Origin of the sequence: Methylobacterium komagatae (assembly GCF_042661665.1) — a bacterium.
Classification (GTDB): domain Bacteria; phylum Pseudomonadota; class Alphaproteobacteria; order Rhizobiales; family Beijerinckiaceae; genus Methylobacterium; species Methylobacterium komagatae.
Map to the genome: position 1 here is coordinate 1,615,524 of NZ_JBHSWN010000001.1, position 26,594 is coordinate 1,642,117.

General features: G+C 68.1%; 25 protein-coding genes and 2 pseudogenes. 17 read left to right on the top strand and 10 right to left on the bottom strand.

What is annotated here, in order from left to right; all coding sequences use genetic code 11:
• The first annotated feature begins 19 nt into the window (after positions 1–19).
• From ACFQE0_RS07825 to ACFQE0_RS07835, 3 genes are all read left to right on the top strand, one after another.
• Complete coding sequence (locus ACFQE0_RS07825; RefSeq protein WP_378968586.1) at positions 20–880, top strand: phosphoribulokinase; 861 nt, start codon at positions 20–22, stop codon at positions 878–880.
• 168 nt (positions 881–1,048) lie between these two features.
• A complete protein-coding gene (gene rpe / locus ACFQE0_RS07830) occupies positions 1,049–1,735 on the top strand; it encodes a ribulose-phosphate 3-epimerase (protein WP_378968588.1) in 687 nt (228 codons plus the stop codon).
• A gap of 47 nt (positions 1,736–1,782) precedes the next feature.
• Positions 1,783–2,622: an EamA family transporter gene (locus ACFQE0_RS07835; protein WP_378968590.1), complete on the top strand. Its 840-nt coding sequence runs from the start codon at positions 1,783–1,785 to the stop codon at positions 2,620–2,622.
• Here the strand turns inward: ACFQE0_RS07835 and ACFQE0_RS07840 are convergent.
• The 4 genes from ACFQE0_RS07840 to ACFQE0_RS07855 all read right to left on the bottom strand — a co-directional run bounded on the left by ACFQE0_RS07840 (position 2,588) and on the right by ACFQE0_RS07855 (position 6,169).
• Positions 2,588–2,989, bottom strand: coding sequence for a PTS sugar transporter subunit IIA (locus ACFQE0_RS07840; protein ID WP_378975367.1), 402 nt, complete (start codon positions 2,987–2,989; stop codon positions 2,588–2,590). The genes ACFQE0_RS07835 and ACFQE0_RS07840 overlap by 35 nt on opposite strands.
• 173 nt (positions 2,990–3,162) lie before the next feature.
• Entirely contained in the window at positions 3,163–3,603 is a 441-nt protein-coding gene (locus ACFQE0_RS07845; RefSeq protein ID WP_378968592.1) for an HPr kinase/phosphorylase, read from the bottom strand.
• Positions 3,603–5,447 carry a stimulus-sensing domain-containing protein gene (locus tag ACFQE0_RS07850; RefSeq protein ID WP_378968594.1) on the bottom strand — a complete coding sequence of 615 codons (1,845 nt, stop codon included), beginning with the start codon at positions 5,445–5,447 and terminating at the stop codon, positions 3,603–3,605. Before ACFQE0_RS07850 ends, ACFQE0_RS07845 begins: the two co-directional genes overlap by 1 nt.
• 11 nt (positions 5,448–5,458) lie before the next feature.
• The gene (locus ACFQE0_RS07855; RefSeq protein WP_238201179.1) at positions 5,459–6,169 is read right to left on the bottom strand and encodes a response regulator transcription factor; all 711 of its coding nucleotides are present in this window, start codon (positions 6,167–6,169) and stop codon (positions 5,459–5,461) included.
• Between the two features lie 225 nt (positions 6,170–6,394).
• Here ACFQE0_RS07855 and ACFQE0_RS07860 point away from each other — a divergent pair, with 225 nt between their 5' ends.
• The 3 genes from ACFQE0_RS07860 to lepA all read left to right on the top strand — a co-directional run bounded on the left by ACFQE0_RS07860 (position 6,395) and on the right by lepA (position 9,473).
• Entirely contained in the window at positions 6,395–7,174 is a 780-nt protein-coding gene (locus ACFQE0_RS07860; RefSeq protein WP_378968596.1) for a HugZ family pyridoxamine 5'-phosphate oxidase, read from the top strand.
• 82 nt (positions 7,175–7,256) lie between these two features.
• Entirely contained in the window at positions 7,257–7,457 is a 201-nt protein-coding gene (locus ACFQE0_RS07865; protein WP_238201181.1) for a hypothetical protein, read from the top strand.
• Between the two features lie 213 nt (positions 7,458–7,670).
• Positions 7,671–9,473: a translation elongation factor 4 gene (gene lepA, locus ACFQE0_RS07870; protein WP_378968598.1), complete on the top strand. Its 1,803-nt coding sequence runs from the start codon at positions 7,671–7,673 to the stop codon at positions 9,471–9,473.
• Between the two features lie 114 nt (positions 9,474–9,587).
• Here the strand turns inward: lepA and ACFQE0_RS07875 are convergent, their stop codons facing one another.
• The 3 genes from ACFQE0_RS07875 to ACFQE0_RS07885 all read right to left on the bottom strand — a co-directional run bounded on the left by ACFQE0_RS07875 (position 9,588) and on the right by ACFQE0_RS07885 (position 11,674).
• Positions 9,588–9,905: a c-type cytochrome gene (locus ACFQE0_RS07875; protein ID WP_378968601.1), complete on the bottom strand. Its 318-nt coding sequence runs from the start codon at positions 9,903–9,905 to the stop codon at positions 9,588–9,590.
• A 66-nt stretch (positions 9,906–9,971) separates the two neighbouring features.
• A complete protein-coding gene (locus ACFQE0_RS07880; RefSeq protein WP_378968602.1) occupies positions 9,972–11,240 on the bottom strand; it encodes a PQQ-dependent sugar dehydrogenase in 1,269 nt (422 codons plus the stop codon).
• 113 nt (positions 11,241–11,353) lie between these two features.
• On the bottom strand, positions 11,354–11,674 hold the full coding sequence (locus tag ACFQE0_RS07885) for a hypothetical protein (protein WP_378968604.1): 321 nt from the start codon (positions 11,672–11,674) through the stop codon (positions 11,354–11,356).
• A gap of 260 nt (positions 11,675–11,934) precedes the next feature.
• Between ACFQE0_RS07885 and ACFQE0_RS07890 the strand changes: the two genes are divergently transcribed.
• The 4 genes from ACFQE0_RS07890 to ACFQE0_RS07905 all read left to right on the top strand — a co-directional run bounded on the left by ACFQE0_RS07890 (position 11,935) and on the right by ACFQE0_RS07905 (position 15,693).
• Positions 11,935–12,567: a 2OG-Fe(II) oxygenase gene (locus tag ACFQE0_RS07890; RefSeq protein ID WP_378968606.1), complete on the top strand. Its 633-nt coding sequence runs from the start codon at positions 11,935–11,937 to the stop codon at positions 12,565–12,567.
• Between the two features lie 4 nt (positions 12,568–12,571).
• Complete coding sequence (locus ACFQE0_RS07895) at positions 12,572–13,309, top strand: peptidase inhibitor family I36 protein (RefSeq protein WP_378968608.1); 738 nt, start codon at positions 12,572–12,574, stop codon at positions 13,307–13,309.
• Positions 13,310–13,435: 126 nt separating this feature from the next.
• On the top strand, positions 13,436–14,830 hold the full coding sequence (locus ACFQE0_RS07900; RefSeq protein ID WP_378968610.1) for an MFS transporter: 1,395 nt from the start codon (positions 13,436–13,438) through the stop codon (positions 14,828–14,830).
• A 68-nt stretch (positions 14,831–14,898) separates the two neighbouring features.
• On the top strand, positions 14,899–15,693 hold the full coding sequence (locus ACFQE0_RS07905) for an SDR family NAD(P)-dependent oxidoreductase (protein ID WP_378975369.1): 795 nt from the start codon (positions 14,899–14,901) through the stop codon (positions 15,691–15,693).
• 66 nt (positions 15,694–15,759) lie between these two features.
• Here ACFQE0_RS07905 and ACFQE0_RS07910 read toward each other — a convergent pair whose 3' ends face one another.
• Positions 15,760–16,116 carry an SWIB/MDM2 domain-containing protein gene (locus tag ACFQE0_RS07910; RefSeq protein ID WP_378968612.1) on the bottom strand — a complete coding sequence of 119 codons (357 nt, stop codon included), beginning with the start codon at positions 16,114–16,116 and terminating at the stop codon, positions 15,760–15,762.
• Positions 16,117–16,569: 453 nt separating this feature from the next.
• Between ACFQE0_RS07910 and ACFQE0_RS07915 the strand changes: the two are divergent.
• Positions 16,570–17,005, top strand: a pseudogene (locus ACFQE0_RS07915) (PRC-barrel domain-containing protein).
• A 6-nt stretch (positions 17,006–17,011) separates the two neighbouring features.
• Here the strand turns inward: ACFQE0_RS07915 and ACFQE0_RS07920 are convergent.
• Positions 17,012–17,407: a hypothetical protein gene (locus ACFQE0_RS07920; protein ID WP_378968614.1), complete on the bottom strand. Its 396-nt coding sequence runs from the start codon at positions 17,405–17,407 to the stop codon at positions 17,012–17,014.
• A 279-nt stretch (positions 17,408–17,686) separates the two neighbouring features.
• Between ACFQE0_RS07920 and ACFQE0_RS07925 the strand changes: the two genes are divergently transcribed.
• From ACFQE0_RS07925 to ACFQE0_RS07950, 6 genes and pseudogenes are all read left to right on the top strand, one after another.
• Positions 17,687–18,436, top strand: a complete 750-nt coding sequence (locus ACFQE0_RS07925) for a PRC-barrel domain-containing protein (RefSeq protein ID WP_378968616.1) — start codon at positions 17,687–17,689, stop codon at positions 18,434–18,436.
• Entirely contained in the window at positions 18,437–19,840 is a 1,404-nt protein-coding gene (locus ACFQE0_RS07930) for an MFS transporter (RefSeq protein WP_378968619.1), read from the top strand.
• 200 nt (positions 19,841–20,040) lie between these two features.
• Positions 20,041–21,811, top strand: a pseudogene (locus tag ACFQE0_RS07935) (ABC transporter ATP-binding protein).
• 244 nt (positions 21,812–22,055) lie between these two features.
• A complete protein-coding gene (locus tag ACFQE0_RS07940; RefSeq protein WP_378968621.1) occupies positions 22,056–22,985 on the top strand; it encodes a glutaminase in 930 nt (309 codons plus the stop codon).
• Positions 22,986–23,052: 67 nt separating this feature from the next.
• A complete protein-coding gene (locus tag ACFQE0_RS07945) occupies positions 23,053–24,444 on the top strand; it encodes an MFS transporter (RefSeq protein ID WP_378968623.1) in 1,392 nt (463 codons plus the stop codon).
• Positions 24,445–24,518: 74 nt separating this feature from the next.
• Complete coding sequence (locus tag ACFQE0_RS07950) at positions 24,519–25,532, top strand: adenosine kinase (protein ID WP_378968625.1); 1,014 nt, start codon at positions 24,519–24,521, stop codon at positions 25,530–25,532.
• 3 nt (positions 25,533–25,535) lie between these two features.
• Here ACFQE0_RS07950 and ACFQE0_RS07955 read toward each other — a convergent pair whose 3' ends face one another.
• Positions 25,536–26,510, bottom strand: coding sequence for an NADPH:quinone oxidoreductase family protein (locus tag ACFQE0_RS07955; protein WP_378968627.1), 975 nt, complete (start codon positions 26,508–26,510; stop codon positions 25,536–25,538).
• Positions 26,511–26,594: the final 84 nt, after the last annotated feature.

Consider the following 26,594-nt stretch of genomic DNA (forward strand, 5'->3'; position numbering starts at 1 on the left):
CCTCGGTTCGGACAGGGCGATGTCGGCGCGCCATCCCATCATCTCGGTCACCGGCTCCTCGGGAGCCGGGACCACCTCCGTTCGCAACACCTTCGAGCAGATCTTCCGCCGGGAGGATGTCCACGCCGTCTATATCGAGGGCGACGGGTTCCACGCCTTCGACCGGGACACGATGCGCCAGATGATGGCGCGCGAGGCGACACTCTCGCATTTCGCGCCCAAGGCGAACCTGCTGCCCGACCTGGAGGAAGTGTTCCGCACCTATTCCGAATCGGGCGGCGGGCGCACCCGCCATTACGCGCACGATGCGCACGATGCCCGGCTCTACGGCATCCCCGAAGGCACTTTCTCGGAGTGGGAGGAGTTCCAGGCGGGCTCTGACCTGCTGTTCTACGAGGGCCTGCACGGCTGCGTCGTGAACGATCAGGTCGATATCGCCCGCTATGCCGACCTGAAGATCGGCGTGGTGCCGGTGATCAACCTCGAATGGGTGCAGAAGCTGCACCGGGACCGCTCGTTCCGGGGCTATTCCACGGAAGCCGTGACGGACGTGATCCTGCGGCGGATGCCCGATTACGTGCAGACCATCTGTCCGCAATTCTCCTGGACGGACATCAACTTCCAACGGGTGCCGACGGTGGACACCTCGAACCCGTTCATCGCCCGGTGGATCCCCACGGCGGACGAATCGATGGTGGTGATCCGCTTCAAGAATCCAAAGGGGATCGACTTTTCGTACCTCGTTTCGATGATCCACGACTCGTTCATGAGCCGGGCGAATTCCATCGTGATTCCCGGCGGCAAGCTCGATCTGGCGATGCAGCTCATCCTGACGCCGATCATCATGCAGCTCGTGGAGCGGCGGCGGCGTTTGGCTTGACGTTCGTAACGGTCCCGCGCCAAGAGCCGGCCTGAACAGCGCCCCGTCATTGCGAGCGAAGCGAAGCAATCCAGGGCAGCGGGCCGCCTCCGAATGGGGCGTTTCCCTGAATTGCTTCGCTCGCAATGACGGCTGGGGCCTACCGGCAAAATCCTCGAAAGACGTCCGATGCTTCCTCCCGTCATCGCCCCCTCGATCCTCTCAGCCGACTTCTCGCGGCTTGCGGAGGAGGTTCGCGCCGTCGAGCAGGCGGGCGCCGACTGGATCCATCTCGATGTGATGGACGGGCATTTCGTGCCCAACATCACCTTCGGCGCTCCCGTGGTGAAGGCCCTGCGTCCGCACACTCAGAAGTACTTCGACGTCCACCTGATGATCGCCCCCGCCGATCCCTACCTCGCGGCCTTCGCCCAGGCGGGGGCGGACGGCATCACCGTCCATGCCGAGGCCGGGCCGCATATCCACCGGTCGCTCCAGACGATCCGTGATCTCGGCAAGCGCGCGGGCATCGCGATCAATCCGGGCACGCCCGCCACCGCCGTCGAGCCGCTCCTCGACATCGTGGATCTCGTGGTGGTGATGACCGTCAATCCCGGCTTCGGCGGTCAGAGCTTCCTGAAGAGCTCCCTCGAAACCGTGTCGCGGGTCCGCGCCATGATCGCGGGGCGGGATATCCGCATCGAAGTCGATGGTGGCATCGACGCGGAGACGGTGCGGCTTGCGAGCCGGGCCGGGGCGGATACGTTCGTGGCGGGCAACGCCGTGTTCGGCGGCGGCCCGGCGGCCTATGCCGAGCGCATCGCCGCGATCCGCGAGGGTGCCGAGGGGGCTTCCGGCCGCAGCCTGTCGGTGTGAGGCCGAGGGCCCCCATCCTTCTGCCCGTCTCGGCTCTCCTGACGGGAATGGTCTCGCTTCAGGGTGGAGCGGCCATCGCGAAGTCGCTGTTCCCTGTGGCGGGCGCCGCAGGTACGTCGAGCCTGCGCGTTGGCTTCTCGGCCTTGGTGCTGATCGCGATCTGGCGCCCGTGGCGCCGGAGCCTGTCGGCGCGGGATGCCGGATGGATCGCCCTGTACGGGGCGGCGCTCGGCGTGATGAACCTGCTGTTCTACCTGTCCCTAACGCGGCTCCCCATCGGCCCTGCCGTGGCGGTCGAGTTCACCGGGCCGCTTCTCCTGGCCATCGCCGGGTCGCGGCGGCGCTCGGATATCGCCTGGATCGGGTTGGCCGTGCTCGGCCTCGGGCTGCTCCTGCCCCTCGGCGGTGCGGGCGGCCTCGACCCGATCGGGATCGCCCTGGCGCTGGCGGCAGGCGTCGCCTGGGCACTCTACATCCTGTTCGGGCAGCGGGCGGGCCGTGGCGATGGCGGTCAGGCCGTCGCCCTCGGCATGCTGGCCGCCGCCCTCGTCGTGGCGCCCTTCGGTCTGGCAGAGGCGGGCATGGCTTTGTTCAGCCCGGCGATTCTCGCCCTGGGCCTCGCCGTGGCGCTGCTGTCGAGCGCCCTGCCGTATTCGCTGGAAATGGTCGCCCTGCGTCGCCTCGACCGGACGACCTTCGGCGTGCTGATGAGCCTGGAGCCCGCGGTGGCCGCGCTGCTTGCCTACCTACTGATCGGCGAGGCGCTGACGCCGGTGCAATGGCTCGCGATCGGTCTGATCATTTCGGCCTCGGCGGGAATCACCGCAACGCGCCGTCCGGCTGCGGCCGAGCCTATTTCCCCGCCAGAACCCGCGACGCGACGTTGATGTATTTGCGTCCCGCTTCCTGGGCGTGAAGCACGGCGTCGCTGAGGCTTTCCTCGTCGCGGACGCTCGCCAGCTTGATGAGCATGGGCAGGTTGATGCCCGCCACAACCTCGACCGAGCCGCCGTTCATACACGACAGGGCAAGGTTCGACGGCGTGCCGCCGAACATGTCGGTGAGGACCACGACGCCTTCGCCCGTGTTCACCCGGCACACCGCGGACATGATGTCCCGACGGCGCAATTCCATATCGTCTTCCGGACCGATCGTGATGGTTTCGATCTGATCCTGTGGGCCAACCACGTGTTCGAGAGCGGCCTTAAACTCGGTCGCGAGCAAACCGTGGGTGACGAGCACCATGCCAATCATCGACACGTGTTCCGACATCCTGTGTCGGCCGCCATGTTGTGCATTGCACAGATTCTCACAAGGCGATCGCGACTCTTTGCCCGCGCAATCCTCGAATCATGCCATGCCCGGAAGGCAGACGCTACGGGTTGCACGAAGACAAATCAAAACGCCGAGCGTGTGCGGCTGCGAAGTCACGCTTGCCTCCCCCGTAGGGCAGCCCTCACCAGCAGAGGCGCCAGGCCTGCGCGCCTGACCTCGCGGTCGAGGATGAGGCGTCGGAGGGGTATCCCCAGGATTCGCGCATCCTCCGGCTTTTCGGGCAGCCGCGCCTGCGTCTCGACGAGGTCGATGGTGAGGGCAAGCCGTATCTCCGGCCGACTCGCGAGCCCGAGTGATTCCACTGCGAGCAAGCCCTGGCCGCGAATCTCCACCCGTCCCGCCTCGGCGGGATGAGGCCGCGCGAAGAGATGCCCATCCTGCACGGTCATTTGAACACGGTCGTCGGCGACGAAGGCCCCGCCCGGCGAATCGGCGAGGAGAAGAGCGAGCGTCGACTTGCCCGCTCCCGAGGGACCCATGATCAGCACACCCGCCTCGCCGAGAGCGACGCAGGCAGCGTGAAGGCTCTCCATCAGGCCGCGTGCTGTGAGAGTTGCCGGGGCGCGGCGGGCAGGCGCACGATGAAGCGGGCGCCGCGCACGGTGGGCTCGCCCTCCTCGTTCGGGGCCCCCGGCCGGTTCTCGGCGCGGATCGTGCCACGATGCGCCTGCACGATCTGGCGGGAAATCGAGAGGCCGAGGCCGGAATTCTGGCCGAAGCCCTGTTCAGGGCGATCGGTGTAGAAGCGCTCGAAGATGCGCTCGAGCGCATGCTCGGGGATGCCCGGCCCCTCGTCCTCGCAGACCAGCTCGATTTCGTTGCGCACTCGGCGCAGGGCTACCCGCACCTTGGCATCCGAGGGCGAGAAGGAACGGGCATTGTCGAGAAGGTTGTTCACCACCTGACCCAGGCGGCTGTCGTGCCCGATGATGGCATAGGCGCTCTCTGGGTCGGCGGGGTCGAGGTCGAGCTGGATCAGGCAATCCTTCGCCCGCCGCCGCTCGTTCGCCACCGAGACCACAGTCGAGAGAAGCTTCTTGAGATCGACGCGCCGTGCCTCGGCGCGGGCGAGTTCCGCATCGAGCCGCGAGGCGTCCGCGATGTCGCTGATGAGGCGGTCGAGGCGCTTCACGTCGTGCTGGATGATCGCCATCAGCCGCCCGCGCGAGTCCTCGGTCTTGGCGAGCGGCAGAGTCTCAACCGCGCTGCGCAGCGAGGTCAGCGGGTTCTTCAACTCGTGGCTGACATCGGCGGCGAAGTTCTCGATGGCGTCGATGCGCCGGTACAGCGCCTGGGTCATGTCGCGCAGGGCACCGGAGAGGTGGCCGATCTCGTCGGTGCGCTCGGTGAAGTCGGGGATCTCCTCCCGGGTTTTGATGCCCATGCGGACCTTCTCGGCGGCCTCTGCAAGGCGCCGCACCGGCCCGGCGATGGCGCCGGCCAGCAGGAAGGACAGCACCACCATCACCAGGGCGGCCACGAGGAACACCTGAAACAGGCCGAATCGCTCGGAGGCGATGACCCGGTCGATGGCGTCGCCCTGGGTCGAGATCAGCAGCGCGCCGCGCACGGCGCCCGCCTTGTGGATCGGCACCGCCACCGACACGGTGGTCTCGCCGAGCGTATTGCGTCGCACGAGGCTGCCACGGGCGCCGTTCAGGGCCGCCTGGACCTCGCGCAGGGAATGGCCGTTGGCGGGCCCTGCTTCCTCCTGCGGCGCCGGGCGCCCGAAGAGGCCGGTGATCTTGGCGTGCACCGTGTCGAAGGCTGATTCGAGCAGCCCCGCCTTATGGGGGCGGCCCGCCGCAGGCTCGGCGCGTGAGGCGTCGCCCCGCTTGAACAGGGTGCGGGTGTCGAACAGCAACCCACCCTCCTGATCGTAGACGCGGGCGCGATTGCCGGTGGGCGTCACGAGTCGGGCAAGAAGCGGGGCCACGCGCTCGGGATTCAGGGAGAAGGCGAGGGATTGCGCTTCCTCGTCACCCTCACCCGCCTGCTGCTGCAGCAGCTTGTCGGGATCGACGCGAATCGTATCCGTATCGACCGAGGCCGAGGTGGAGATGGCACCCGCGATGATCTCGCCCTGGATGGCGAGGCTCTGCACGCGGGCCTGGATCAGGCCCTGCCGGAACTGGTTCAGGTAGAGGAAGCCGACGAGCAGCGCGATGAGCCCGACGAGGTTCAGGACGACGATGCGCCGGGTGAGGCTCGACGACGCCCGCTGGCCGACCGCATCCCACAGGGCGCGAGGCAGGCGGAGGGGATAGGACAGCGCGTGGCGCGTCCAGGGGCGTGACCAGGGACGGGTGGGAGCGTCTTCGGCTGGGGCGGCGTGGGCCTGAGAGGCGGGCTGCGACGACACGTGTGAGCGATCCATCCTGATCGGGCTCACGCCTCCTTGAACCGGTAGCCGACGCCATAGAGCGTCTCGATCATGTCGAAGCTCTGGTCGGTTGCCTTGAACTTCTTGCGCAGGCGCTTGATGTGGCTGTCGATGGTGCGGTCATCGACGTAGACCTGATCGTCATAAGCCGCATCCATCAGGGCGTTGCGGCTCTTCACCACGCCGGGCCGGTGAGCCAGCGCCTGGAGGATCAGGAACTCGGTCACGGTCAGCGTCACCGGTTCGCCCTTCCACGTGCAGGTGTGGCGCTCCGGGTCCATCATCAGAGCACCGCGCTCGAGGGAGCGGGCGGCGGCCTCGGCCTCGCCGCGCGGCGGGGCGCCGGGCGCTTCCTTGGCGAAGCGGCGCAGCACCGCCTTCACCCGCTCGACCAGCAGCCGTTGCGAGAACGGCTTATGGATGAAGTCGTCCGCGCCCATCTTCAGGCCGAACAATTCGTCGATTTCCTCGTCCTTGGACGTCAGGAAGATGACTGGCAGGTCGGATTTCTGGCGCAGCCGCCGCAGCAGCTCCATCCCGTCCATGCGCGGCATCTTGATATCGAAGATCGCGAGATCGGGGGGCGAGTGGCGCAGCCCGTCCAGGGCCGAGGCCCCGTCCGTGTAGGTCTGGATCCGGTAGCCCTCCGTCTCCAGCGCGATCGAGACGGAGGTCAGGATATTCCGGTCGTCGTCGACGAGGGCAATGGTGGGCATGCGCAATCCCTGGCTGAACGGGATCGTGCGCGGTCGCCGAAACGGCCGCGTCGCATCCCGGCCCCTGCGGGGCTGGCTGTCGACACGAGGGCATACCGCCGCAAGAAGCGGTTCCGGCTCGCGCCGAGGGGGATGGGTGCTTTAATATGTTCCCTTAGAAAAAGCGAGCGGCGGTCATAGCTTGGCCGTAATCCTCAGGACCGCTCACGAGAATGGGAGCAGGCGATGGCTGAAACGGGCGGCGTTACGGAAGGTCCGAAGGGCCCAGCCCGGCCTCTTCCGGCGTCGGAGGCGCCCTTCGACGCGATCGGTCTGTCGCGGATGCTCCTGCGTACAATCCGCTCCGGTGCCCTGGCGACCATCGACGCGGAGGGTATGCCGTTCGCCTCCCTCGTCACCATCGCCACCGATGCGGACGGGACGCCGCTGATGCTGCTGTCGCGCCTTTCGGCCCACACCCGCAACCTCTTAGCCGATCCGCGCTGCTCGCTGCTGTTCAGCCAGGGCGGCAAGGGCGATCCGCTGGCCCATCCCCGTCTTACGGTCAACGGACGGGCGACACAGACGTCCGAGCCGCGTGTGCGGGAGCGGTTTCTCGCGCGCCATCCCAAGGCGAAGCTCTACGCCGACTTCCCGGATTTCGGGTTCTTCGCCCTGGCGCCGGAGGCCGGGCACTTGAATGGCGGCTTTGCCAAGGCGGCGACCCTCACCCCGCTCGAGCTCCTGCTCGACCTGACCGGCCGGGAGGCGATCGTGGCCGGTGAAGGCGGCGCCGTCGAGCATATGAACGCCGATCATGCCGATGCCATCGCCCTCTACGCGGCGGGGGCGGGGGAGCCGGAGGCGCCGTGGCGCCTCAGCGGTCTCGACCCGGAGGGTATGGATCTGATGGCGGGCGACCGGACGGCGCGGGTGCTCTACCCCGAGCCGGTCTCGGATATGGGCGGGCTGCGCAAGAGCCTCGTGGCCATGGCCACCCGCGCGCGAACGTCCGGGAACGGGTAATCGTGCGCTGAGCACAACTGCGGTATGAAAGGATTGCGTTGCCGGGATGGCAAATGGCGTCCAAACGCCCCATATGGACGCCATGAACGATACGCATTCCGACACCTTCCCTTTCAGCCTCGAAGTTCACCCGGTCGGCGAGAGCGGCGCGCTCTACCAGTGGAGCATCCGCAAGCACGGCAAGCTTCACCAGCGGTCGGACCGGAAGCATCCCACCGAGGCCAAGGCCCGCTCCCACGGCGAGGCCGAAATCGAGCGTCTGATCCGCGATCGCGGCCGGTAAGCTCGGTTCGAACGACAGGCGAGCCGCCCGAAGTCCACGCTTCGGGCGGTTTCGTTTGTCCATCTGGGATCGGGGTGGGCCTTGCGACCGGTCGCGCGCTCGACGCTGTGGCCCGTCGCTGCTATCTCGCTGGCGCCCGGTCGGCCTCTCGCCCGACCTCCGCGATTTGACGGCATGCGCCCCGGTGCGGACGCGCGCCCGAACGGAACATCGATGACCGCCCCGATCGACACCATCCGCAACTTCTCGATCGTCGCCCATATCGACCACGGGAAATCGACGCTCGCTGACCGGTTGATCCAGGCCACCGGCACCGTCGCCCTGCGCGACATGAGCGAACAGATGCTCGACTCGATGGACATCGAGAAGGAGCGCGGCATCACGATCAAGGCGCAGACCGTGCGCCTCGAATACCCGGCCAAGGACGGCCGGACCTACATCCTCAACCTCATGGACACGCCCGGCCACGTGGACTTCGCCTACGAGGTCTCGCGCTCGCTGGCCGCCTGCGAGGGTTCGCTGCTGGTGGTCGATGCCTCGCAAGGCGTCGAGGCGCAGACGCTGGCCAACGTCTATCAGGCGCTCGACGCCAACCACGAGATCGTGCCCGTCCTCAACAAGGTCGACCTTCCCGCCGCCGAGCCGGACCGGGTGAAGGAGCAGATCGAGGAAGTGATCGGCCTCGACGCCTCCGAGGCGGTACCGATCTCGGCCAAGACCGGCCTCAACATCGAGGCGGTGCTGGAAGCCATCGTCACCAAGCTGCCCGCACCCAAGGGTGATCCGACCGCGCCGCTCAAGGCGCTGCTCGTGGACAGCTGGTACGACGCCTATCTCGGCGTCGTGGTACTGGTGCGCATCGTGGACGGCCAGCTGAAGAAGGGCATGACCATCCGCATGATGGGCGCGGATGCCGTCTACGGTGTCGACCGGATCGGTGTCTTCCGCCCGAAGATGGCTGAGATCGATGCCCTCGGCCCCGGCGAGGTCGGCTTCTTCACCGGTTCGATCAAGGAAGTCGCCGACACCCGCGTCGGTGACACCATCACCGAGGACAAGCGCCAGACCACCAGCATGCTGCCGGGCTTCAAGGAAGTTCAGGCGGTGGTGTTCTGCGGCCTGTTCCCGGTGGACGCGGCCGAGTTCGAGAACCTGCGCTCGGCCATGGGCAAGCTCCGGCTGAACGACGCCTCGTTCTCCTATGAAATGGAGAGCTCCGCGGCGCTCGGCTTCGGCTTCCGCTGCGGCTTCCTCGGCCTGCTGCACCTGGAGATCATCCAGGAGCGGCTGGAGCGCGAGTTCAACCTCGACCTGATCTCCACGGCGCCGTCGGTGGTCTACCGCCTGCAGATGCGCGACGGCTCGACCAAGGAACTGCACAACCCGGCCGACATGCCGGACGTGATGAAGATCGAGACCATCGAGGAGCCGTGGATCCGTGCCACGATCCTCACGCCGGACGAGTATCTCGGTGGTGTGCTGAAGCTCTGCCAGGACCGTCGCGGCATCCAGATCGACCTCAACTACGTCGGCAAGCGCGCTATGGTCATCTACGACCTGCCGCTCAACGAGGTGGTGTTCGATTTCTACGACCGGCTGAAGTCGATCTCGAAGGGCTACGCCTCGTTCGACTACCACGTGTCCGACTACCGCGAGGGCGACCTCGTGAAGATGTCGCTGCTGGTCAACGCCGAGCCGGTGGATGCCCTCTCCATGCTCGTCCACCGCACCCGCGCCGAGAGCCGTGGCCGGGCGATGTGCGAGAAGTTGAAGGATCTCATCCCCCGCCACCTGTTCCAGATCCCGGTCCAGGCGGCGATCGGCGGCAAGATCATCGCCCGCGAGACCATCCGGGCGCTGTCCAAGGACGTGACCGCCAAGTGCTACGGCGGCGACATCTCGCGCAAGCGCAAGCTCCTCGACAAGCAAAAAGAGGGCAAGAAGAAGATGCGCCAGTTCGGGCGAGTCGAGATCCCTCAGGAGGCGTTCATCGCCGCGCTCAAGATGGACGATTGAGCCTCACGACCGCCTTCATTGCGAGCGCAGCGAAGCATTCCATTGATGCGCTCCGTTCTGAAGCGTCCCGCTGCCCTGGATTGCTTCGTCGCACTCGCAATGACGGCGTGAGGCTTAGCCCGGCGGTAGCACATCGATCTGAATGCCAGCGTAATACGCCGCGAGGTTCGCGATATCCGCGTCGGACAGCTCCTTCGCGACGACGTTCATGATCTCGTTCTGGCGCTTGCCGTCGCGATATTCGGTGAGCGCCTTCACCAGATAGGGCTCGACCTGACCGGCGAGGTTCGGCGCCTCCGGCAGTTTCGAGAGGCCGTCCATGCCATGGCAGGTCTGGCAGGCGGTCGCCCGCTTCTTGCCGGCCGCGGCATCGCCCGCCCGGGCCGTCAGCGGCACGAGAGTCGCTGCGAGAATGAGGAACAAACGGGTCATCGAATCCGGCTCGGTTGACGCGACGCGGCTCCCCTCCACGAGGGAGGGGAGCGACACTCCAAAAACCTACTTCTCGTAGGAGATGCGGTAGATCGCACCGGCGGAATCGTCGGAGACGAGCAGCGAGCCGTCGAGCATCACCGCCACGTCCACGGGACGGCCGAGATATTCGCCGTCACCGGTCAGCCAGCCCTCCGCGAAGGGCTTGACCGACTCGACCTTCCCATCAGCGCCGAGCTTGGCGAACATCACCCGCGCGCCGACCGGCTGGGTGCGGTTCCACGAGCCGTGCTCGGCGATGAAGATGCCGCCCTTGTACGTCTCGGGGAACATCTTTCCGTTGTAGAAAGTCATGCCGAGATCGGCCGCGTGGGGCGGAAGCTCGGCCATCGGGGGCACCGCGTCGGCGGGCGGGGTCTCGTCCTTGTACTCGACGGTGCGCACCGCGCCGCCGCCGAACCACGGGAAGCCGAAATTCTGTCCCGCCTTCGTGGCGTGGTTCAGCTCGCCCGGCGGCTTGTCGTCGCCCATGCCGTCGACTTGGTTATCCGTGAACCAGAGGCTCTTGTCGGTGGCGAAGTCCATGCCGACGGAGTTGCGGATGCCGGTGGCGTAGACTTCCTTGTTCTTGCCGTCGGCATCGATGCGCACGATCCCGCCGATCCCCCACTTCTTGTAGGTGTCGGCCTTGGCCGCGGGCGGCACGTTATAGGGCTGGCCCAGCGCGATATAGGTCTTGCCGTCCGGTCCGACGCGGCAGACCCGGGCGGTGTGGTTGAAGCTTTCCTCGGCCGCCGGGATCAGCTCGCCCTGCTTGACCAGTACGCCCGCCGCCACGTCTGGGTTCTCGTAGAAGAACTCCGCCGCCGGGAAGGCGAGGACGCGGTTCTGTTCCACCACGGTCAGCACGCCGTCGCGGGAGAAACAGACGCCGTTGGGAATCTTGAAATCGATGCCGGGGGCGAAGACCTTCACCTCGTCGGCCACCCGGTCCTTGTCGCGGTCGGTGACCGTGTAGACCTTCGACTTGCGCGTGCCGACGAAGACCACGCCCGCATTCGGCCCCACCGCCAGCGAGCGGGCATCGGGCACCACGGCATAGAGATCGATCTTGAAGCCGTCCGGCAGCTTCACCTTGGCTAGCGTCTTGCGGATCGCGTCGGCGCGGCGTCCGGTCTGCGGGATTTCCGGTGCGGCCTGGGTGTTGGTGCTCTGGAAGCCCTGGAGCTTCTCGAGATCGTCCGTCTTGGCCTTGGTCTCGGCCGGGGCGGCTCCCTGTGCCAGAGCCGGCAGGGCCACGCCGGTAAGCAGCGCGGCGAGAATCAGCGTACGCATGGAGCGGTCTCTCCCGACCCGCCCTGTCCTCCGGGCGGCATGGCGCAAAGGATAGAACGGCATCTCTCGCGCACAAGGGATTAGGGTGACGGGAATTGTCCGCCGTGACGCCCCTACCAGTTCCACTCCTCGAAGCCCGGCTCGCGGCAGCGGTAGCCGATCGGGCATTGCGGGTTGTCGCGGGTCGGCACGAAGCGCAACTCCGCGATCTCCGACAATTCACACTGGCTGCGGTCCCGCACGAGGCGCTCGGGCACGGACCCGGCGGCGATCATGATGTCGCCCTCGCGCTTCACCAGCGCCATCGCGTCGGCGCAGGTCATCCGGGCCGTCACCGAGCCTCGGGGCGAGCGCATCGGTTCGGCACGGGCGGGAAGCCCGGCCGCGACGGCGGCATGCGAGGCCATGAGCAGGGCGAGGACCGACGGCCTCATCGCGGGTGGTACCGGATCCAAGTTACGCACGCCCCGCGACAGGCCGCGGGTCCGGTCATCCTGCACGGCACCGCGCCCGGCGACTGTCACCGGAATGTGCCACCTCACCGCTTTCGCCGTCTGACCGCCGCATTCGGCCGACTAAATGCCGGGGGCCGAGTCATGTCGGCCCTAACAAATCGTGAATGCGATCCGCTTGCGAGGGCACTCGCCGCGTGATTCCCGTTTCGCGACGCTTTGAAGTCCAGGGGCACCCAGCGATGTCGGCTCTTTCGATCCTCGACGTTCAGGCGATTCGCGCCGCGCCGCTCGCAAGGGAGCCCTACCCGTACACACTGGGCACCAACGTCCTGAACCCGGCAGCGATCGACGAGATCCGCCGCGATTTCCCGGAAATCGGCAAGCCCGGCTACCTTACGGTGGACGAGGTCTCGCTGCAGGGCCGGTTCAAGGCGCTGATCGATGAATTGGAGAGCGACGAGTTCTCCCGCATCCTCGGCGAGAAGTTCGGGATCGATCTCGTCTCCTGCCCGCGCCTCACCACCATCATGAAGCGCAGCCAGCTCAAGTATGGCGCTATCCATACGGACGGCCCGTCGAAGGTGCTGACCCTCCTCGTCTACATGAACGATGCCTGGGACGCCCCGGCCGCCGGGCGCCTGCGGGTGCTCTACGACGGCAAGAACTTCGAGCCCTTCGCCGTCGAGGTGCCGCCGACCATGGGCACGATGTTCGCCTTCCTGCGGGCCGACAATTCCTGGCACGGCCACGAGCCCTTCGAGGGCGAGCGCCGGGTGGTGCAGGTGGCGTGGCTGAAGGATGCCTCGGAACTGGAGCGCAAGCGCAAGCGCAATCGCACCGCCCAGTTCCTGAAGGGCATCTTCGGGCGCTGAGGCCATGGAAATCGCGCTCGACAGGGCCGAGTGGCAGCACGCGCCGACCGGCATCGTGGTCTCCCCGGAACGCCTGCCTGCAGAGCAAGGCGGTGGCGCCCTCGTCTTGGCGGCACCTCCGGCGGACGAGCCGCGCGTGCCTGCCGGAAAGGTCGGCGCCCGCCATGTGATCCCGGCCCTGCTCGTCGCGGGCTGGGGCGGTCTCTTCGCCTATTGCGCGACCTATCTGCGCGAGGACCTTCCTTTCCGCCCCTCGGCTCCGGCCGAGGACACCCGTCGCCCCGACGACGCCCGGCGGAAGGTGGTGGTGCTGCCGGATCTGCCACCGGACGTGGCACCCGCTGCGCCCCCGGCCGAGACGCGGCTCGCAATCGCCGCGCCGGTGCCCGCACCTGACGCGATCCAGGCCGTGGTGCCCGCCCCCGCCCGTCGTCCGGCACAGGCCAGTGCGGAGTATGTCGGCACCTGGGGGCCAACGTCCGCCGCCTGCCTCAGCCCGACCCGTCGCAGGGGCTACCTGCCCGCCACGATCTCGACCGACCGGGCGCGGGCGGGGCGGACCATCTGCACCTTCCATGACGGCCATCGCAGCGGCGCCGCGTGGCTGATGGCGGCCGAGTGCAGCGATCGCGGCCGCCGCTGGTCGTCGCAGGTCCGCCTCCTCGTGGAAGGCGATCGGCTGACTTGGACCAGCAATCGCGGCACCTCCACCTATGTCCGCTGCGGTCGCCGCGCCGGTTGATCGGCGCGGATCACCCCGTGCGGTGACATAAGACACGTCGAGCCCCTCGACGATGGCGCCCGCCTGCGCGAGAGCGTGGGCTTCTCCCCCTTCACGGCCCGTTCCGGCGCCGCAGGAGCGCGCAGAATGGCTGAGAACGCGGCCGGGACCGCCGCGGCCCCCTCGCAGGATGGATTGCCGATCCGCGAACGGCGCCTCGCTATGGCGGCCATCGCGTTGGCGATGACCATGGCGGTCCTCGACGGGGCGATCGTGAACGTCGCCCTGCCGGTCCTGGCCAAGGACCTCTCGGTGCAGCCGTCGGACGCGATCTTCGTCGTCAACGCCTATCAGATCGCCGTCACCGCGAGCCTGCTGCCCTTCGCCTCGCTCGGCGACATCTTCGGCTTCCGGCGCGTCTACCTGCCGGGGCTCGCGGTCTTCATCGCGGCCTCCCTCGCCTGCGCCCTCGCACCGACCCTGCCCTTGCTCGTCATGGCGCGGATCGTCCAGGGCCTCGCGGGGGCGGCGATCATGAGCGTGAATATCGGCTTCGTCCGGTTCATCTACCCGCACAAGATCATCGGGGCCGGGGTGGCCAACGTCGCGCTGGTCGTGGCGGTAGCCTCTGCCGCCGGGCCGACCGTCGCTGCCGCCATCCTTTCGGTGGCTGATTGGCCGTGGCTGTTCCTCGTCAACGTGCCGGTGGGCCTGCTGGCGCTGGCCGTCGCTTCGCGGACCCTGCCTGCGACGCCCGAGAGCCGTCGCCCGTTCGATGCCTTGAGCGCGCTCCTCAATGCCCTGACCTTCGGCCTTCTGATCGTCGGCATCGACCGTCTGGGCGATCCGGGCGCGAAGGGGCAGGCCATCGCGGAGATCATCGGCGCCCTGGTCTTCGGGGTGATCTTCGTGCGCCGTCAGGTCCGCCTGCCCGCGCCGCTCCTGCCGGTCGACCTGTTGCGGATCCCGGCCTTCGCCCTGTCCATGGCCTCCTCGATCTGCGCCTTCGCGGCGCAGATGGCGTGCTACGTGGCGCTGCCGTTCTACTTCCAGGACGTGCTCCATCTGTCGAGCACGCAGACGGGCTTTCTGATGACGCCGTGGCCCATCGCCGTGGCGGTGATGGCGCCGATCTCGGGACGCCTTGCTGACCGTTACCCGCCGGGGCTGCTCGGCGGCGTCGGGCTCGTGGTCATGGCCGTGGGCGTCGCGCTCCTCGCCCTGCTGCCGGAGGGGGCGCCGCTCATCGACATCGTCTGGCGGCTCACCCTCTGCGGGCTCGGCTTCGGCCTGTTCCAGTCGCCCAACAACCGCATCATCGTCACCTCCGCCCCGCGTGAGCGCAGCGGTGGGGCGAGCGGCATGCAATCGACCGCACGGCTGACGGGGCAATCGCTCGGGGCCGCCATGGTCGCCGTGCTGTTCGGGCTCACCCACGGTCTCGGGGCGAGTTGGGCGGTTACCCTGTCCCTCGGCGTGGCCGTCGTGCTCTCCGCCATCGGTGCCTGTACCAGCGCCCTGCGTCGGCCGCAGGGCGCCTGAGCCCTGGTCTGGAGCACTGCGCACCCCACCTTGCCGCGACGGGGCTTCCTTCACGGACAGGTGCGGTGATGAATCTCGATCTCAGCGGACGAAGGGCCCTCGTCACGGGCTCCACCGGAGGCATCGGCTACGCCATCGCGCGGGCCCTGTGCGATCTGGGGGCGGAAGTCGGCATCAACGGGCGAACAGCGGAGCGGGTCGATGCGGCCCTGGCCAAGCTGCGGGGCGAGGCGAGCGCCGGCCGTGCCTTCGCGGCGGTGGGCGATGTTTCCGATGCGGCCGGAGCGGCGGCGCTGGTCGAGGCGAATCCGAGCGTCGACATCCTCGTCAACAATACCGGCATCTTCGAGCCGAAGCCGTTCTTCGACATTCCCGACGCCGATTGGCAGCGCTTCTTCGACGTGAACGTGATGAGCGGCGTGCGCCTGTCGCGGGCCTACACGCCTACCATGGTCGAGCGGGGCTGGGGCCGCGTGATCTTCATCTCCAGCGAGTCGGCCCTCAACGTGCCGACGGAGATGGTCCATTACGGGATGACGAAGACGGCGCAGCTCTCCATCGCCCGGGGTTTGGCCCAGACGGTGGCCGGAAGCGGCGTGACGGTGAACAGCGTCCTGCCCGGCCCGACCCTCTCAGAGGGCGTCGAGACCTTCCTGAAGCAGATGGGCGACGGTGCCACCGGCGATATCGAGGAGCTTGGCCGCCAATTCGTGGCCGAGCACCGGCCGACCTCGCTGATCCGCCGTCTCGCCCATGTGGACGAGGTTGCGAATCTCGTGGCGTACCTGTGCAGCCCAGCCGCCAGCGCCACGACAGGCGCGGCGATGCGGGTCGACGGCGGCGTTCTACAATATCTTGCCTGAACGGAACCGCCGACCGTGAGATCCGCCGCGACCGGCCCTGGGGTCGGTCCGGCGGGCCGGAGGATCTCAGGCCTTGAGGTGCGCGGCGAGGTGCTTGTTCATCTCGAACATGGAGCACTTATCCTTGCCGAAGACCTTCTTCAGCTTGTCGTCGGCGACGATCTCGCGCTTGTTCTCGGGGTTCTGCAGGTTGTGCTTCTTGATGTATTCCCACACCTTGCTCACCACTTCGCCGCGCGGGAGCGGGCTGGTGCCGACGATGGCGCCGAGCTCGGCCGAGGGCTTCAGCGGCTGCTGAAGAGCGTTCGGCTTCGCGGCGGCCGACTTGGCTGCCGGCTTTGCGGTTTTGGCGGGGGCGGATTCAGAAGCAGCCTTCGTGGTCTTGGCCGCCTTCGGCGCAGCCTTCTCCGTCTTCGTCGCCATCAATATCCTCCGATGCTCGGACCTCACCGGGGCGAACCGCGCCCCGTCGCCGCGTCAGCATAGCAGCTTCAACTAAGCGGTGCCGCGCCCGTTCCAAGGGGAAAACGGGTGCCGACCGCCTCAATCCACAGGGCGGACCTGACTTCCGCCCGTTCGGCAAGTGCGCCGAACCGGAATCTTATCGCGCAGGTTGGGATATGAAACATGAACGAAACCATGATTTGCAAGTCTTGGTGACAGGTTCGCACGGTTCTTTTCACCTCGGCACGCTCTGAGAGCCTTCCGGAGGCCATTGGACCAGTCTCCGCATGACCGTTCGGCCCGCTGCGGACAGCATTCCTTCACCCTGCGAATCGCTTCTTGCGCTCCCACGAGGGAACCGGCGACGGCGGTGCTCGTATGTTCTGAGCATCTCCCTTCGCGGTGCAGCGTGGGAGCGCAAGAGGAGAGATTATGCCCACCGATCTGCCGACCGAACGCGCCGTCAGGAAGCCGGGCACGATGGAACTCGATCCGGCGGGCGAGGGCATCGCCCTGGACGAGACCCCGCGCCTCATCGCCTCGAACAAGGTCGAAGGCACGGCCGTCTACGACAGCACTGGCCGACACCTCGGCTCGGTCCACAATTTCATGGTCGATAAGGTGTCGGGGCAGGTGGCCTACGCGGTCCTGGCCTTCGGCGGTTTCCTCGGCCTCGGGGAGAACCACCATCCGCTGCCCTGGCGGGCCCTTCGCTACAGCACTGAGCCTGGGCGGCTATGTGGTCGATATCGATCCCGGCGCCCTCGCCGGGGCGCCGAGCCACGGGCCGGGCGAAGACAGCTTCGCCGACCCGGATTACCAGAAGCAGCTCGAGGACTATTACGGCAGCCGGTTCCAGGCGGCCTGAGGCCCCTTAGAACTTTCCGCCGAGGCCGACGGCACCGCCGGGGGTGAGTGCGGGGGCCATGCTGCTGGAGCTGCCGCTGCGCCCGTCGCTGCCCTCGAGATCCTCCCGGCGAATGCGACGCTCACTCGCATCGGCGGAGCGGCTCGCGCTGCCCGCGTTCTTCGGGATAGCGATGTTGCGGGTCGGCGCGGCCGGGAGGGGGCGGCCCTCCTCATCGACGCTTGCCGAGTGGGCCTGACGGTTCGGCATCGCGCCGCGCAGGGACGGGGGCAGGCCGACCTCCGTCTCGGGCATGACGCCAGCGGTGCCGCCGAGCGCCTGACAGCCCGCGAGACCGCCCGCGGCCAGGGACACGGCGAGAAGCAGGGCGGGCGCGGTGGCCGACGACGAGATGCGCGACATGGACTGTTCCTCACGCGGACCCCGATCGTCCGGGCCGCAGATCATGTCATCGGATCTAAGCTGGGGTTGCGGCGAAAAACAGACGCAACCCGGCCAACGAGGCCGCCGCCCAACCGGTGCGGGGCCCGGACGGCGCGGATCTTGCGGCCTGTTGCCCTGAGCCCACAGAGCTGATCCATAACTTCGCCCAGGTCGGACGTTACCCCCGTCCTGCCGCGCCGGATTCGGGCGGCACGGCTCCCCGCCTGGCCGCCCATCGGATTTCACAGAGGACGACGCGTGCGTACTACCAGTCGGATGATCGCGGCCCTGATGCTCGCCCTGGGGGCGACGGGGGCCGCCGCCCAGACACCGCCGCCCGGCGGCGAGGGCGCCTCCGGCCCGGGTGCCGCGCCCGCACCGGTCGTCGCGCCGCCTGCCGTCGCGCCGTCCGCGCCTCCTGCCACCCCGGTGTCTCCGGCCGTGCCGCCCGCTTCCGTCCCCACGACGCCTCCCGCTGCCGGGCCGGCCGCCGGGGCACCGCCGCAGCAGGGCACGCCCGCGACCGTCCTCGACACGTCGGATTACGAGAGCCTGCTCGGCCGCAGCGTTCGCAGCGCGCAGGGGGACGAACTCGGCCGGGTGATCGACGTGATCATCGACAAGGAAGGCCATCCCCGCGCGGCCATCATCGATTTCGGCGGCTTCCTCGGCGTCGGCACCCGCAAGATCGCCGTGGATTGGCGTGCGCTGCGCTTCACCTCGGACGGTAAGGAGCGCCGCCTCTCCGTCGCGCTGACGCGCAATCAGGTCCGCGTCTCGCCGGAATACAAGTCGGGCGAGCCCATCGTCGTGCTCGGCCCTGCGAGCGGGACCACCCCGCCGGAGAGCGGCGACCAGGCGGGCGCGAACCCCGCCGGGCAGACGACCGCGCCCGCGAACCCGCCCACGCCTGCTGTCCCGCCGACCCCCGCCGCTTCGGCTCCGGCCGTACCGCCTCCCGGCTGCGCCGCCCTCCGCAGCGGCTTCGCCCGAGAGGGCTCAAGATAAATGACGGTGGCCGGTTTGAAGGCACGGCCCCTCGTTCCGGCGGCTCCAGCGCGTAGCGTCCGGGGTGATGAGGCGCGGCAGGAACTCCGCCAGGAGCTTCCGGCCGAGATGCGCCCGCGGATCGTCGCGTCGGCGGAGCCGGTCGCGGGGCCTCCCGCCCCCGAGGGACAGGGGGCTCCGGTCTCGACCGTGAGCCGCCGGGGCCTCGACGCGTTCGCCTTCTTCGTGGCCAACCTTCAAACCGGATTCGGGCCCTTCCTGGCCGTCTATTTCTCCCAGGCGAAATGGACCCAGTCGGATATCGGCTTTGCGCTGACGGTCGGCAGCCTCGTGGGCCTGCTCGGGCAGGTTCCGGGAGGCGCCTTCGTCGATGCCGCGCGCTCCAAGCGGTTCGCCGCCGGGGTAGCGGTCATCGCCGTCGCGGGCAGCGCCCTGGCGCTCGCCGTCTGGCCGAGCTTCCTCGTCGTGCTCCTCGCCATGGCCCTGCACTCGGCGGCGAGTTGCGTCCTCACCCCGGCCATCGCCGCCATCAGCATCGGCCTCGTCGGCCATGCTCGGGCGGGTGAGCGCCTCGGGCGCAATGCGAGCTTCCAGGCGCTCGGCAACGCCATCGCCGCGGCGGGCATGGGCGCCTGCGGATATTACCTCTCGAACGGGGCCGTCTTCTATCTCACCGCTGCCCTCGGGGTCCCTGCGGTGATGGCCCTGTCGGCGATCCGCGCCAGCGAGATCGAAGCCAATTCGCGCATCTCCGAGGAGGCGAGCCCCGCTCCGTCCGAGGGGCGCGGGGGCCTGCGGGCGTTGCTGGCCAATCGCGGCCTGCTCAGTTTCGGCGCCTGCATGATGCTGTTCTTCCTCGCCAACGCGGCGATGATGCCCCTCGTCGGCAGCGTCCTGACCCTGCGGGCGAGCGAGACGGCGACCGCGCTGGTGGCAGCCTGCATCATGGTTCCGCAGGCGGTGCTCGCCGTGTGTGCACCGGCGGTCGGGCGGGCGACGGAACGGTTCGGGCGATACCCGGTGCTGCTTGTCGGCTTCGCGGCCCTGCCGTTACGCGGGCTTCTCCTTGCCTCCACCACGAATCCCTATGCCCTTGTGGCGATCCAAGTGCTCGACGGCGTGTCCGCCTCGGTGCTCGGGGTGATGGTGCCCCTCGTCGTCTCGGACCTGACGCGCGGCACGGGGCGGTTTAACCTCGCGCTCGGCGCCGTCGGCACCGCCATGGGCATCGGCGCTGCCCTCTCGACCTCGATCGCGGGCATCATGGCCGACAGGCTGGGGAGTCACAGCGCGTTTCTCGGTCTCGCCTTCCTGGGCTTCGCCGCCTTCATGCTCGTGGCCCTGATCATGCCGGAGACGCGCCGATCGCGCCTGCCCGAAGGAACGGCGGCGGAAGCCCCTTGAACCGCGCGGCACCGCTTTCGCTTGAGGAACCTCCTCAAGCTCTGTTCAGCTTGAGGTACTAAAAGCACGCGATCCGGAACGCCACGCTGCAACGTATGGCAACGCTGATGCGTTGGCGCTACGGGATGGACTTGCCCTCAATACCGCATGCTCGCACGGTTGCCGCCTGCCGGTCACGCGAGAACGGAATGGTCGCCACGATGGAAGAACTCCACCGATACGCCGAACGGCCCTTCGCCTTCGTCGGACGGTACTTGCGCCGCCGCTGGCTGCCGCATCTGATCATCCTCATCTCGGTGCTCGGCGCGGTCGGCTTCTCGGTCTCGACCGACTACGCCCTGAAGGGCGTCGTCGATGCGCTTACCAAGGGTCCGGGTCCGGCCAATACCGGCATCTGGAGCGCGTTGACGGTCCTCATCGTATTCATTGCCGTCGACAACATGCTCTGGCGCGTGGCCGCGCTGACGGGCGCCTTCACCTTCGTCGGCGTCACGGGCGATATCCGCCGCGACCTGTTCCGGCACCTGACCGGACACTCGCCGACCTTCTTCTCGGACCGTCAGCCGGGTACCCTGGCAAGCCGCATCACCGCGACCTCGAACGCGATCTTCACGGTCGAGAACATGTTCGTGTTCAACGTGATGCCGCCGACGGTCGCGGCCTTCGGCTCGATCGCCTACATCGCCACCGTCAGCCTGCCCATGGCCGGAATCCTGGCCGGCATCTTCGCGGCGGTCGTCGTGCTGATGTTCAAGATGGCCTCGGCGGGCAAGCCGCTGCACCACGACTTCGCCGCCAAGGCCGCGAGCGTCGATGGCGAGATGGTCGACCTCGTCGGCAACATGTCTCTCGTGCGCGCCTTCTCCGCCTTCAAGCGCGAGGGTGTCCGCTTCGAGGGCACCATCGCCACCGAGATGCGGGCGCGCCGTTCGTCGCTCCTCTACCTGGAGAAGCTGCGCATCGTTCACGCGATCCTCACCGTGCTTGCGATCCTCGGCCTTCTCTACTGGTCGATCCGGCTGTGGGAAGTCGGGCAGGCGACCAACGGGCAGGTGGTGCTGGTCTGCACGCTCGGCATCCGCATCCTGGCCGCCACCCGCGACCTCGCCGTCGCGCTGGTCGATGCCACGCAGCACACGGCCCGCATGTCCGAGGCCCTGCACACCCTGCTTCAGCCGCACGATCTCGTGGACCATCCCGAGGCGCAGCCGCTGGCAGGCCAAGGCGCCAAGATCGAGTTCGAGCACGTCGCGTTCAATTATCCCGACGGGCGCAGCGTCTTCACCGATTTCGACCTGACCATCGAGCCCGGCCAGCGGGTCGGCCTCGTCGGCAAGTCGGGCGGCGGCAAGTCGACCCTGTTCTCGCTGATCCAGCGCTTCTACGACGTGCAGTCGGGCTCGATCCGCATCAACGGGCAGGACATCGACCGGGTGACGCTGGACTCGCTGCGCGAGTTCATCACCGTCGTGCCGCAGGACGTCTCGATGTTCCACCGCACGCTGCGCGAGAACATCCGCTACGGGCGGCCGGACGCGACCGACGAGGAGGTCTGGCAGGCGGCCGAGGCTGCCCATTGCACCGACTTCATCAAGGCCCTGCCGGAGGGTTTCGACACCATCGTCGGCGACCGGGGCGTGAAGCTCTCGGGCGGCCAGCGCCAGCGCATCGCCATCGCCCGCGCCATCCTGAAGAACTCGCCGATCCTGCTTCTCGACGAGGCGACGTCGGCGCTGGATGCGGAATCCGAGCAGGCGATCCGCCACGCGCTGGCCAATCTCATGAAGGGACGTACGGTGATCGCCATCGCCCACCGTCTCTCGACCCTTCAGGATTTCGACCGCATCGTCGTGCTGGAAGGCGGCCGGATCGCGCAGGACGGCTCGCCGGAGAAGCTCACCCATCTCGACGGCTTCTTCCGCGAGCTCGATGAAGAAGGAAACGATGGGCGCGACGCTCGCCGCCGCGTGACGCCAGTGCAGTGGCGCACTCACGCCGTTCATGCGCCTCTGCACCGGCTCATTGTCTTTGCATCGTTCCTGACACGGCTGATGCCTCCGTCTGGATCGATGCACCAGGCCCGGTCCTTGCTTAGGAGGACCGGGATCCCAGAGGGATCATCCCTTTGGTGGGGGTCGGGGCAAAGCCCCGATCATGGCAGGGCTTGAGCCCTACACCCGCAAAAGGTCTCCGACCTTTGAAACCACGACTGGCCATGCCCGATCTCGACACCGTCGTCCGTGAAATCTCGGAGGAGATGGCCGCGCGCGCGGATCGCGGCACGGTGGCCGATTACATCCCCGAACTCGCCCATGTGGACCCGAACCGGTTCGGCATCGCGGTTGTCCAGGCGGACGGGCGGATCAGCGCGGGCGGAGACAGCGAGGTGCTGTTCTCGATCCAGAGCATCTCGAAGGTCTTCACGCTGACCCTGGCGCTGGGCATGATCGGCGACCGCCTGTGGCGGCGCGTCGGCCGGGAGCCCTCGGGCAACCCGTTCAACTCCATCGTCCAGTTGGAGCGGGAGCGCGGCGTGCCGCGCAACCCCTTCATCAATGCCGGGGCCATTGCGGTGACGGACGTGATCCTCTCTGGTCACGAGCCGCGCGAGGCGCTGGGCGAGATCCTGCGGTTCATGCAGTTCCTCTCGAAGGACCCCACCGTCACCATCGATGAGAAGGTCGCGGCCTCCGAACGACGCACCGGCTTCCGCAATTCGGCGCTCGCCTATTACATGAAGTCCTTCGGGGTGATCGAAAACCCGGTCGATTACACCCTCGGCGTCTACTTCCACCATTGCGCCATCGCGATGAACTGCCGCCAACTCGCCACGGCAGGGCAGTTCCTGGTCCATAACGGCATGAACCCCGCCACCGGCTTCAACGTCGTCTCGCCGGAGCGGGCGCGCCGCATCAATGCGATCATGCTGACCTGCGGCCATTACGATGGCTCGGGCGATTTCGCCTACCGGGTCGGCCTGCCCGGCAAGAGCGGCGTGGGCGGCGGCATCTTCGCCGTGGCACCGGGCAAGGCGTCCATCGCCGTCTGGTCGCCCGGCCTCGACGCCGCCGGGAATTCGCATCTCGGCCGCATCGCCCTGGAGCGTCTGACGCAGCGGATGGGGTGGTCGGTCTTCGGAGTGTGACCTTCGCCTTGCGCCCCTGCTCTTTCCGGGGCAAGCGGCGCAGCGATCCCACGAACGAGCCCCCTCCATGACGACACGCGCGGCTTCCTACGATCCGGGCCTGATCGTCGCCCGGCTTGATCGGCTGCCCGCGACGCGGAGTGTCTGGCGCATCGTGGCGCTGCTCGGCCTTGGCTTCTTCTTCGAACTCTATGATCTGCTCTTCACCGGCTACGTGGCGCCGGGCCTCGTCAAGGCGGGGATCCTGACGCCGACCACGCCGGGCTTGTTCGGGGCGACCGGGGTCGCGGGCTTCATCGCCGCCCTGTTCACCGGCCTGTTCATCGGCACGGTCGCCTGTGGCTGGCTCGCGGACCGGTTCGGGCGGCGAGCGATCTTCACGTGGTCGCTCCTGTCCTACACGGCGGCCAACGTCGTCATGGCCTTCCAGACCGAGGCATTCGGGCTGAACCTCTGGCGGCTCATCGCCGGGATCGGGTTGGGGCTCGAGATGGTCACGATCGGCAGCTACCTGTCGGAACTGGTGCCGAAGGCGATCCGGGGCCGGGCCTTCGCCCTGTGCCAGGCGATCGGCTTCTGCGCGGTGCCCGTCGTCGCATTCCTGTCCTACCTGCTGATCCCGCGCTCGCCCTTCGGGCTCGATGGCTGGCGCTGGGTCGCGCTGATCGGCGCCTCGGCGGCTTTGCTGGTCTGGTGGATACGCTCCGGCCTGCCCGAGAGTCCCCGCTGGCTCGTGGGGCGCGGGCGGATCGCCGAGGCCGAGGCGGTGATGGCCAGGCTCGAAGCGCGGGTCGAGGCGGAATACGGCCGTCCCCTCCCGCCACCGGCTGCGCCCAAGCCTGCCACCCCGCGCGGCGCCTTCCGCGACATGTGGGTGCCGCCCTATCGCCGCCGCACCCTGATGATGGCGGGGTTCAACATCTTCCAGACGGTCGGTTTCTATGGCTTCGCCAACTGGGTGCCGACACTGTTGATCGGGCAGGGCATCACCGTCACGTCGAGCCTCGCCTACACGGCGCTCATCGCGCTGGCCGCGCCCATCGGGCCGCTGATCGGTCTCCTCATCGCCGACCGGTTCGAGCGCAAGCACGTCATCGTGGCGGCGGCGCTGGTCTACATCGCCTGCGGCCTCGCCTTCGCGCAGATGCGCGACGTCACCGGCATCGTCGCCCTCGGCATCGGCCTGACGCTCGCCTCGAACGTCATGTCCTACAGCTTCCACGCCTATCAGGCCGAGCTGTTCCCCACCGGCATCCGGGCGCGGGCGGTGGGCTTCGTCTATTCCTGGAGCCGCTTCTCGGCGATCTTCACGGGCTTCATCATCGCCTTCGTCCTGCGTGAGCAGGGCACGGCAGGCGTGTTCGTGTTCATCTCCGCCGCCATGCTCGTGGCAGGCGGCCTCGTCGGCTTGCTCGGGCCGCGCACGCGGGACGTGGCCTTGGAAGAGATCGCGGGGTGAGATGACCGCCGAGTCTTGATCCTGCGGGCGCCCGGTGTCACAGCCGCCGGAATTCTTGGCAGACGGATCAATTCATGGCGGCTTCCCTCGACCTCCTCGTCCTCGGCAACGCCATCGTCGATGTGATCGCACGCACCGATGATGCCTTCCTGGAGAAGGAGGGCATCGCCAGGGGCGCGATGACTTTGATCGACGAGCCGCGTGCGGAATCGCTGTTCCAGGCCATGGGTCAGGCGACGATCGTCTCCGGCGGCTCGGGCGCCAACACCGCCGTGGGCGCCGCGATGCTCGGAGCGAAGACCGCCTTCATCGGCCGCGTCCGCGACGACGAGTTGGGCCACCTGTTCCGCCATGATCTCAAGGCCACGGGCGTCGGCTTCGATGTGCCCGCCGCCACGGACGGTCCCGCTACGGCCCGGTGCTTGGTGCTGGTGACGCCGGATGGCGAGCGCACCATGAGCACCTATCTCGGCGCCTGCCAGGGTCTGGGACCGGATGAGGTCGATAAGGAGACGGTCGCCTCCGCCCGCGTCGTCTACCTCGAAGGCTATCTGTGGGATCCGCCCGCCGCCAAGGACGCGTTCCGCAAGGCGGTCGAGATCGCCCACCGCGCGGGCAACGCCGTGGCGCTGACCCTCTCCGACGCCTTCTGCGTCGGCCGCTATCGCGACGAGTTCCTCGGCCTCATCCGCGACGGCAGCATCGACATCCTGTTCGCCAATCTCGGCGAGCTGAAGAGCCTCTACGAGACCGACGACGAGGAGAAGGCCGTTGCGGCGCTCCGCGACGAGCGCAACGGGCGCGGCATGCACATGCTCGGCCTCGTCACCCGCTCGGAGAAGGGCGCCCTCGTCGTCCATGGCGGCCATGTCCGCGAGGTGGCGGCGAGCCCCGTGGAGCACGTGGTCGATACGACCGGCGCAGGCGATCTCTTCGCCGCCGGCTTCCTGGCCGGCCATGCCCGCGGGCTCGACCACGCCGCCAGCGCCCGCCTCGGCGCCCTGGCGGCAGCGGAGGTGATCCAGCATATCGGTGCCCGGCCGCAGGCGGATCTGGTGATGCTCGCGCGGGAGAAGGGGCTCCTCTGAGCCCTATACCTGCAGCAGGACCTTCCCCACGGCTTCCCGCCGGATGAGCACCCCGAAGGCCTCGCGGTACTCGTCCAGAGGATAGACGCCGTGGACCTTGGCGGTGAGCTTGCCCTCCGCCACCCAGGCGAGCAGCTGCTCCTGATCGGCCCGGTGTGCCTCCGGGTCGCGCTCGGTGAAGGCGCCCCAGTGGACGCCCTGCACGTCGAGTTCCTTCAGCAGGATCAGGTTGAGCGGCAGGCGGGGAATCTCGCCCGCCGCGAAGCCGATCACGAGGTAGCGCCCCCGCCACGCGAGAGACCGCAGGGCGGGCTCCGCGAAGGCATCGCCGACTGCATCGTAGACCACATCGACGCCCGCTCCGCCGGTGAGGCGGCGCAGGTCGTCCTTGAGGGTCTCGGGCTTGTAGACGAGGCCCTCCGCGGCCCCGTGGGCATAGGCGGCGGCGAGCTTCTCCTCGGACGAGGCGCAGGCGATGACCTTCGCGCCCATCAGCGCCCCGAGTTCCACCGCCGCGAGCCCGACGCCGCCCGAGGCGCCGAGCACCGCCAGCCACTCACCCGCCTTGAGCTTCGCCCGGTTGGCGAGCGCGTGGAGGGTGGTGCCGTAGGTGATGGTGAGCCCGGCCGCCTGCTCATCCGGCACGCCGTCCGGCACGGGGGTGAGCTTCGTCGCATCGATGGCGATGCGCTCGGCGCAGCAGCCGTATCCGGCATGGATCACCACACGCTGCCCGACCGCGAGACCGGTGACACCCTCGCCCAACGCCTCGACCACGCCGACACCCTCGCCCGCCGGCGAGAAGGGCAGGGGCGGCTTTACCTGATAGCGCCCGGCGACGATCAGCGTGTCGAAGAAATTCAGCGCCGCGAGGGTGACGCGCACCAGAGCCTGCCCCGCGGCGGGAGCGGGATCCGGCCGCTCACCAAGGGCGAGGGCCTCCGCGCCGTCGAGGGTGCTGCAGAGAAGTGCGCGCATCGTTGGCTCCCGTGATCTCGTGTCGTCGGTACAACTTGCGGACGTCGCGGAGCCCTGGATTGCTTCGCTTCGCTCGCAATGACG

What these genes read in the sequence shown, in the direction of transcription:
- ACFQE0_RS07885 (WP_378968604.1), bottom strand. Translation starts at nt 11,674, where the DNA reads ATGAGGCCGTCGGTCCTCGCCCTGCTCATGGCCTCGCATGCCGCCGTC.
- ACFQE0_RS07955 (WP_378968627.1), bottom strand. Translation starts at nt 26,510, where the DNA reads ATGCGCGCACTTCTCTGCAGCACCCTCGACGGCGCGGAGGCCCTCGCC.
- lepA (WP_378968598.1), top strand. Translation starts at nt 7,671, where the DNA reads ATGACCGCCCCGATCGACACCATCCGCAACTTCTCGATCGTCGCCCAT.
- rpe (WP_378968588.1), top strand. Translation starts at nt 1,049, where the DNA reads ATGCTTCCTCCCGTCATCGCCCCCTCGATCCTCTCAGCCGACTTCTCG.
- ACFQE0_RS07920 (WP_378968614.1), bottom strand. Translation starts at nt 17,407, where the DNA reads ATGTCGCGCATCTCGTCGTCGGCCACCGCGCCCGCCCTGCTTCTCGCC.
- ACFQE0_RS07840 (WP_378975367.1), bottom strand. Translation starts at nt 2,989, where the DNA reads ATGATTGGCATGGTGCTCGTCACCCACGGTTTGCTCGCGACCGAGTTT.
- ACFQE0_RS07930 (WP_378968619.1), top strand. Translation starts at nt 18,437, where the DNA reads ATGACGGTGGCCGGTTTGAAGGCACGGCCCCTCGTTCCGGCGGCTCCA.
- ACFQE0_RS07835 (WP_378968590.1), top strand. Translation starts at nt 1,783, where the DNA reads ATGGTCTCGCTTCAGGGTGGAGCGGCCATCGCGAAGTCGCTGTTCCCT.
- ACFQE0_RS07855 (WP_238201179.1), bottom strand. Translation starts at nt 6,169, where the DNA reads ATGCCCACCATTGCCCTCGTCGACGACGACCGGAATATCCTGACCTCC.
- ACFQE0_RS07940 (WP_378968621.1), top strand. Translation starts at nt 22,056, where the DNA reads ATGCCCGATCTCGACACCGTCGTCCGTGAAATCTCGGAGGAGATGGCC.
- ACFQE0_RS07865 (WP_238201181.1), top strand. Translation starts at nt 7,257, where the DNA reads ATGAACGATACGCATTCCGACACCTTCCCTTTCAGCCTCGAAGTTCAC.
- ACFQE0_RS07890 (WP_378968606.1), top strand. Translation starts at nt 11,935, where the DNA reads ATGTCGGCTCTTTCGATCCTCGACGTTCAGGCGATTCGCGCCGCGCCG.
- ACFQE0_RS07860 (WP_378968596.1), top strand. Translation starts at nt 6,395, where the DNA reads ATGGCTGAAACGGGCGGCGTTACGGAAGGTCCGAAGGGCCCAGCCCGG.
- ACFQE0_RS07875 (WP_378968601.1), bottom strand. Translation starts at nt 9,905, where the DNA reads ATGACCCGTTTGTTCCTCATTCTCGCAGCGACTCTCGTGCCGCTGACG.
- ACFQE0_RS07950 (WP_378968625.1), top strand. Translation starts at nt 24,519, where the DNA reads ATGGCGGCTTCCCTCGACCTCCTCGTCCTCGGCAACGCCATCGTCGAT.
- ACFQE0_RS07825 (WP_378968586.1), top strand. Translation starts at nt 20, where the DNA reads ATGTCGGCGCGCCATCCCATCATCTCGGTCACCGGCTCCTCGGGAGCC.
- ACFQE0_RS07845 (WP_378968592.1), bottom strand. Translation starts at nt 3,603, where the DNA reads ATGGAGAGCCTTCACGCTGCCTGCGTCGCTCTCGGCGAGGCGGGTGTG.
- ACFQE0_RS07910 (WP_378968612.1), bottom strand. Translation starts at nt 16,116, where the DNA reads ATGGCGACGAAGACGGAGAAGGCTGCGCCGAAGGCGGCCAAGACCACG.
- ACFQE0_RS07895 (WP_378968608.1), top strand. Translation starts at nt 12,572, where the DNA reads ATGGAAATCGCGCTCGACAGGGCCGAGTGGCAGCACGCGCCGACCGGC.
- ACFQE0_RS07945 (WP_378968623.1), top strand. Translation starts at nt 23,053, where the DNA reads ATGACGACACGCGCGGCTTCCTACGATCCGGGCCTGATCGTCGCCCGG.
- ACFQE0_RS07905 (WP_378975369.1), top strand. Translation starts at nt 14,899, where the DNA reads ATGAATCTCGATCTCAGCGGACGAAGGGCCCTCGTCACGGGCTCCACC.
- ACFQE0_RS07850 (WP_378968594.1), bottom strand. Translation starts at nt 5,447, where the DNA reads ATGGATCGCTCACACGTGTCGTCGCAGCCCGCCTCTCAGGCCCACGCC.
- ACFQE0_RS07900 (WP_378968610.1), top strand. Translation starts at nt 13,436, where the DNA reads ATGGCTGAGAACGCGGCCGGGACCGCCGCGGCCCCCTCGCAGGATGGA.
- ACFQE0_RS07880 (WP_378968602.1), bottom strand. Translation starts at nt 11,240, where the DNA reads ATGCGTACGCTGATTCTCGCCGCGCTGCTTACCGGCGTGGCCCTGCCG.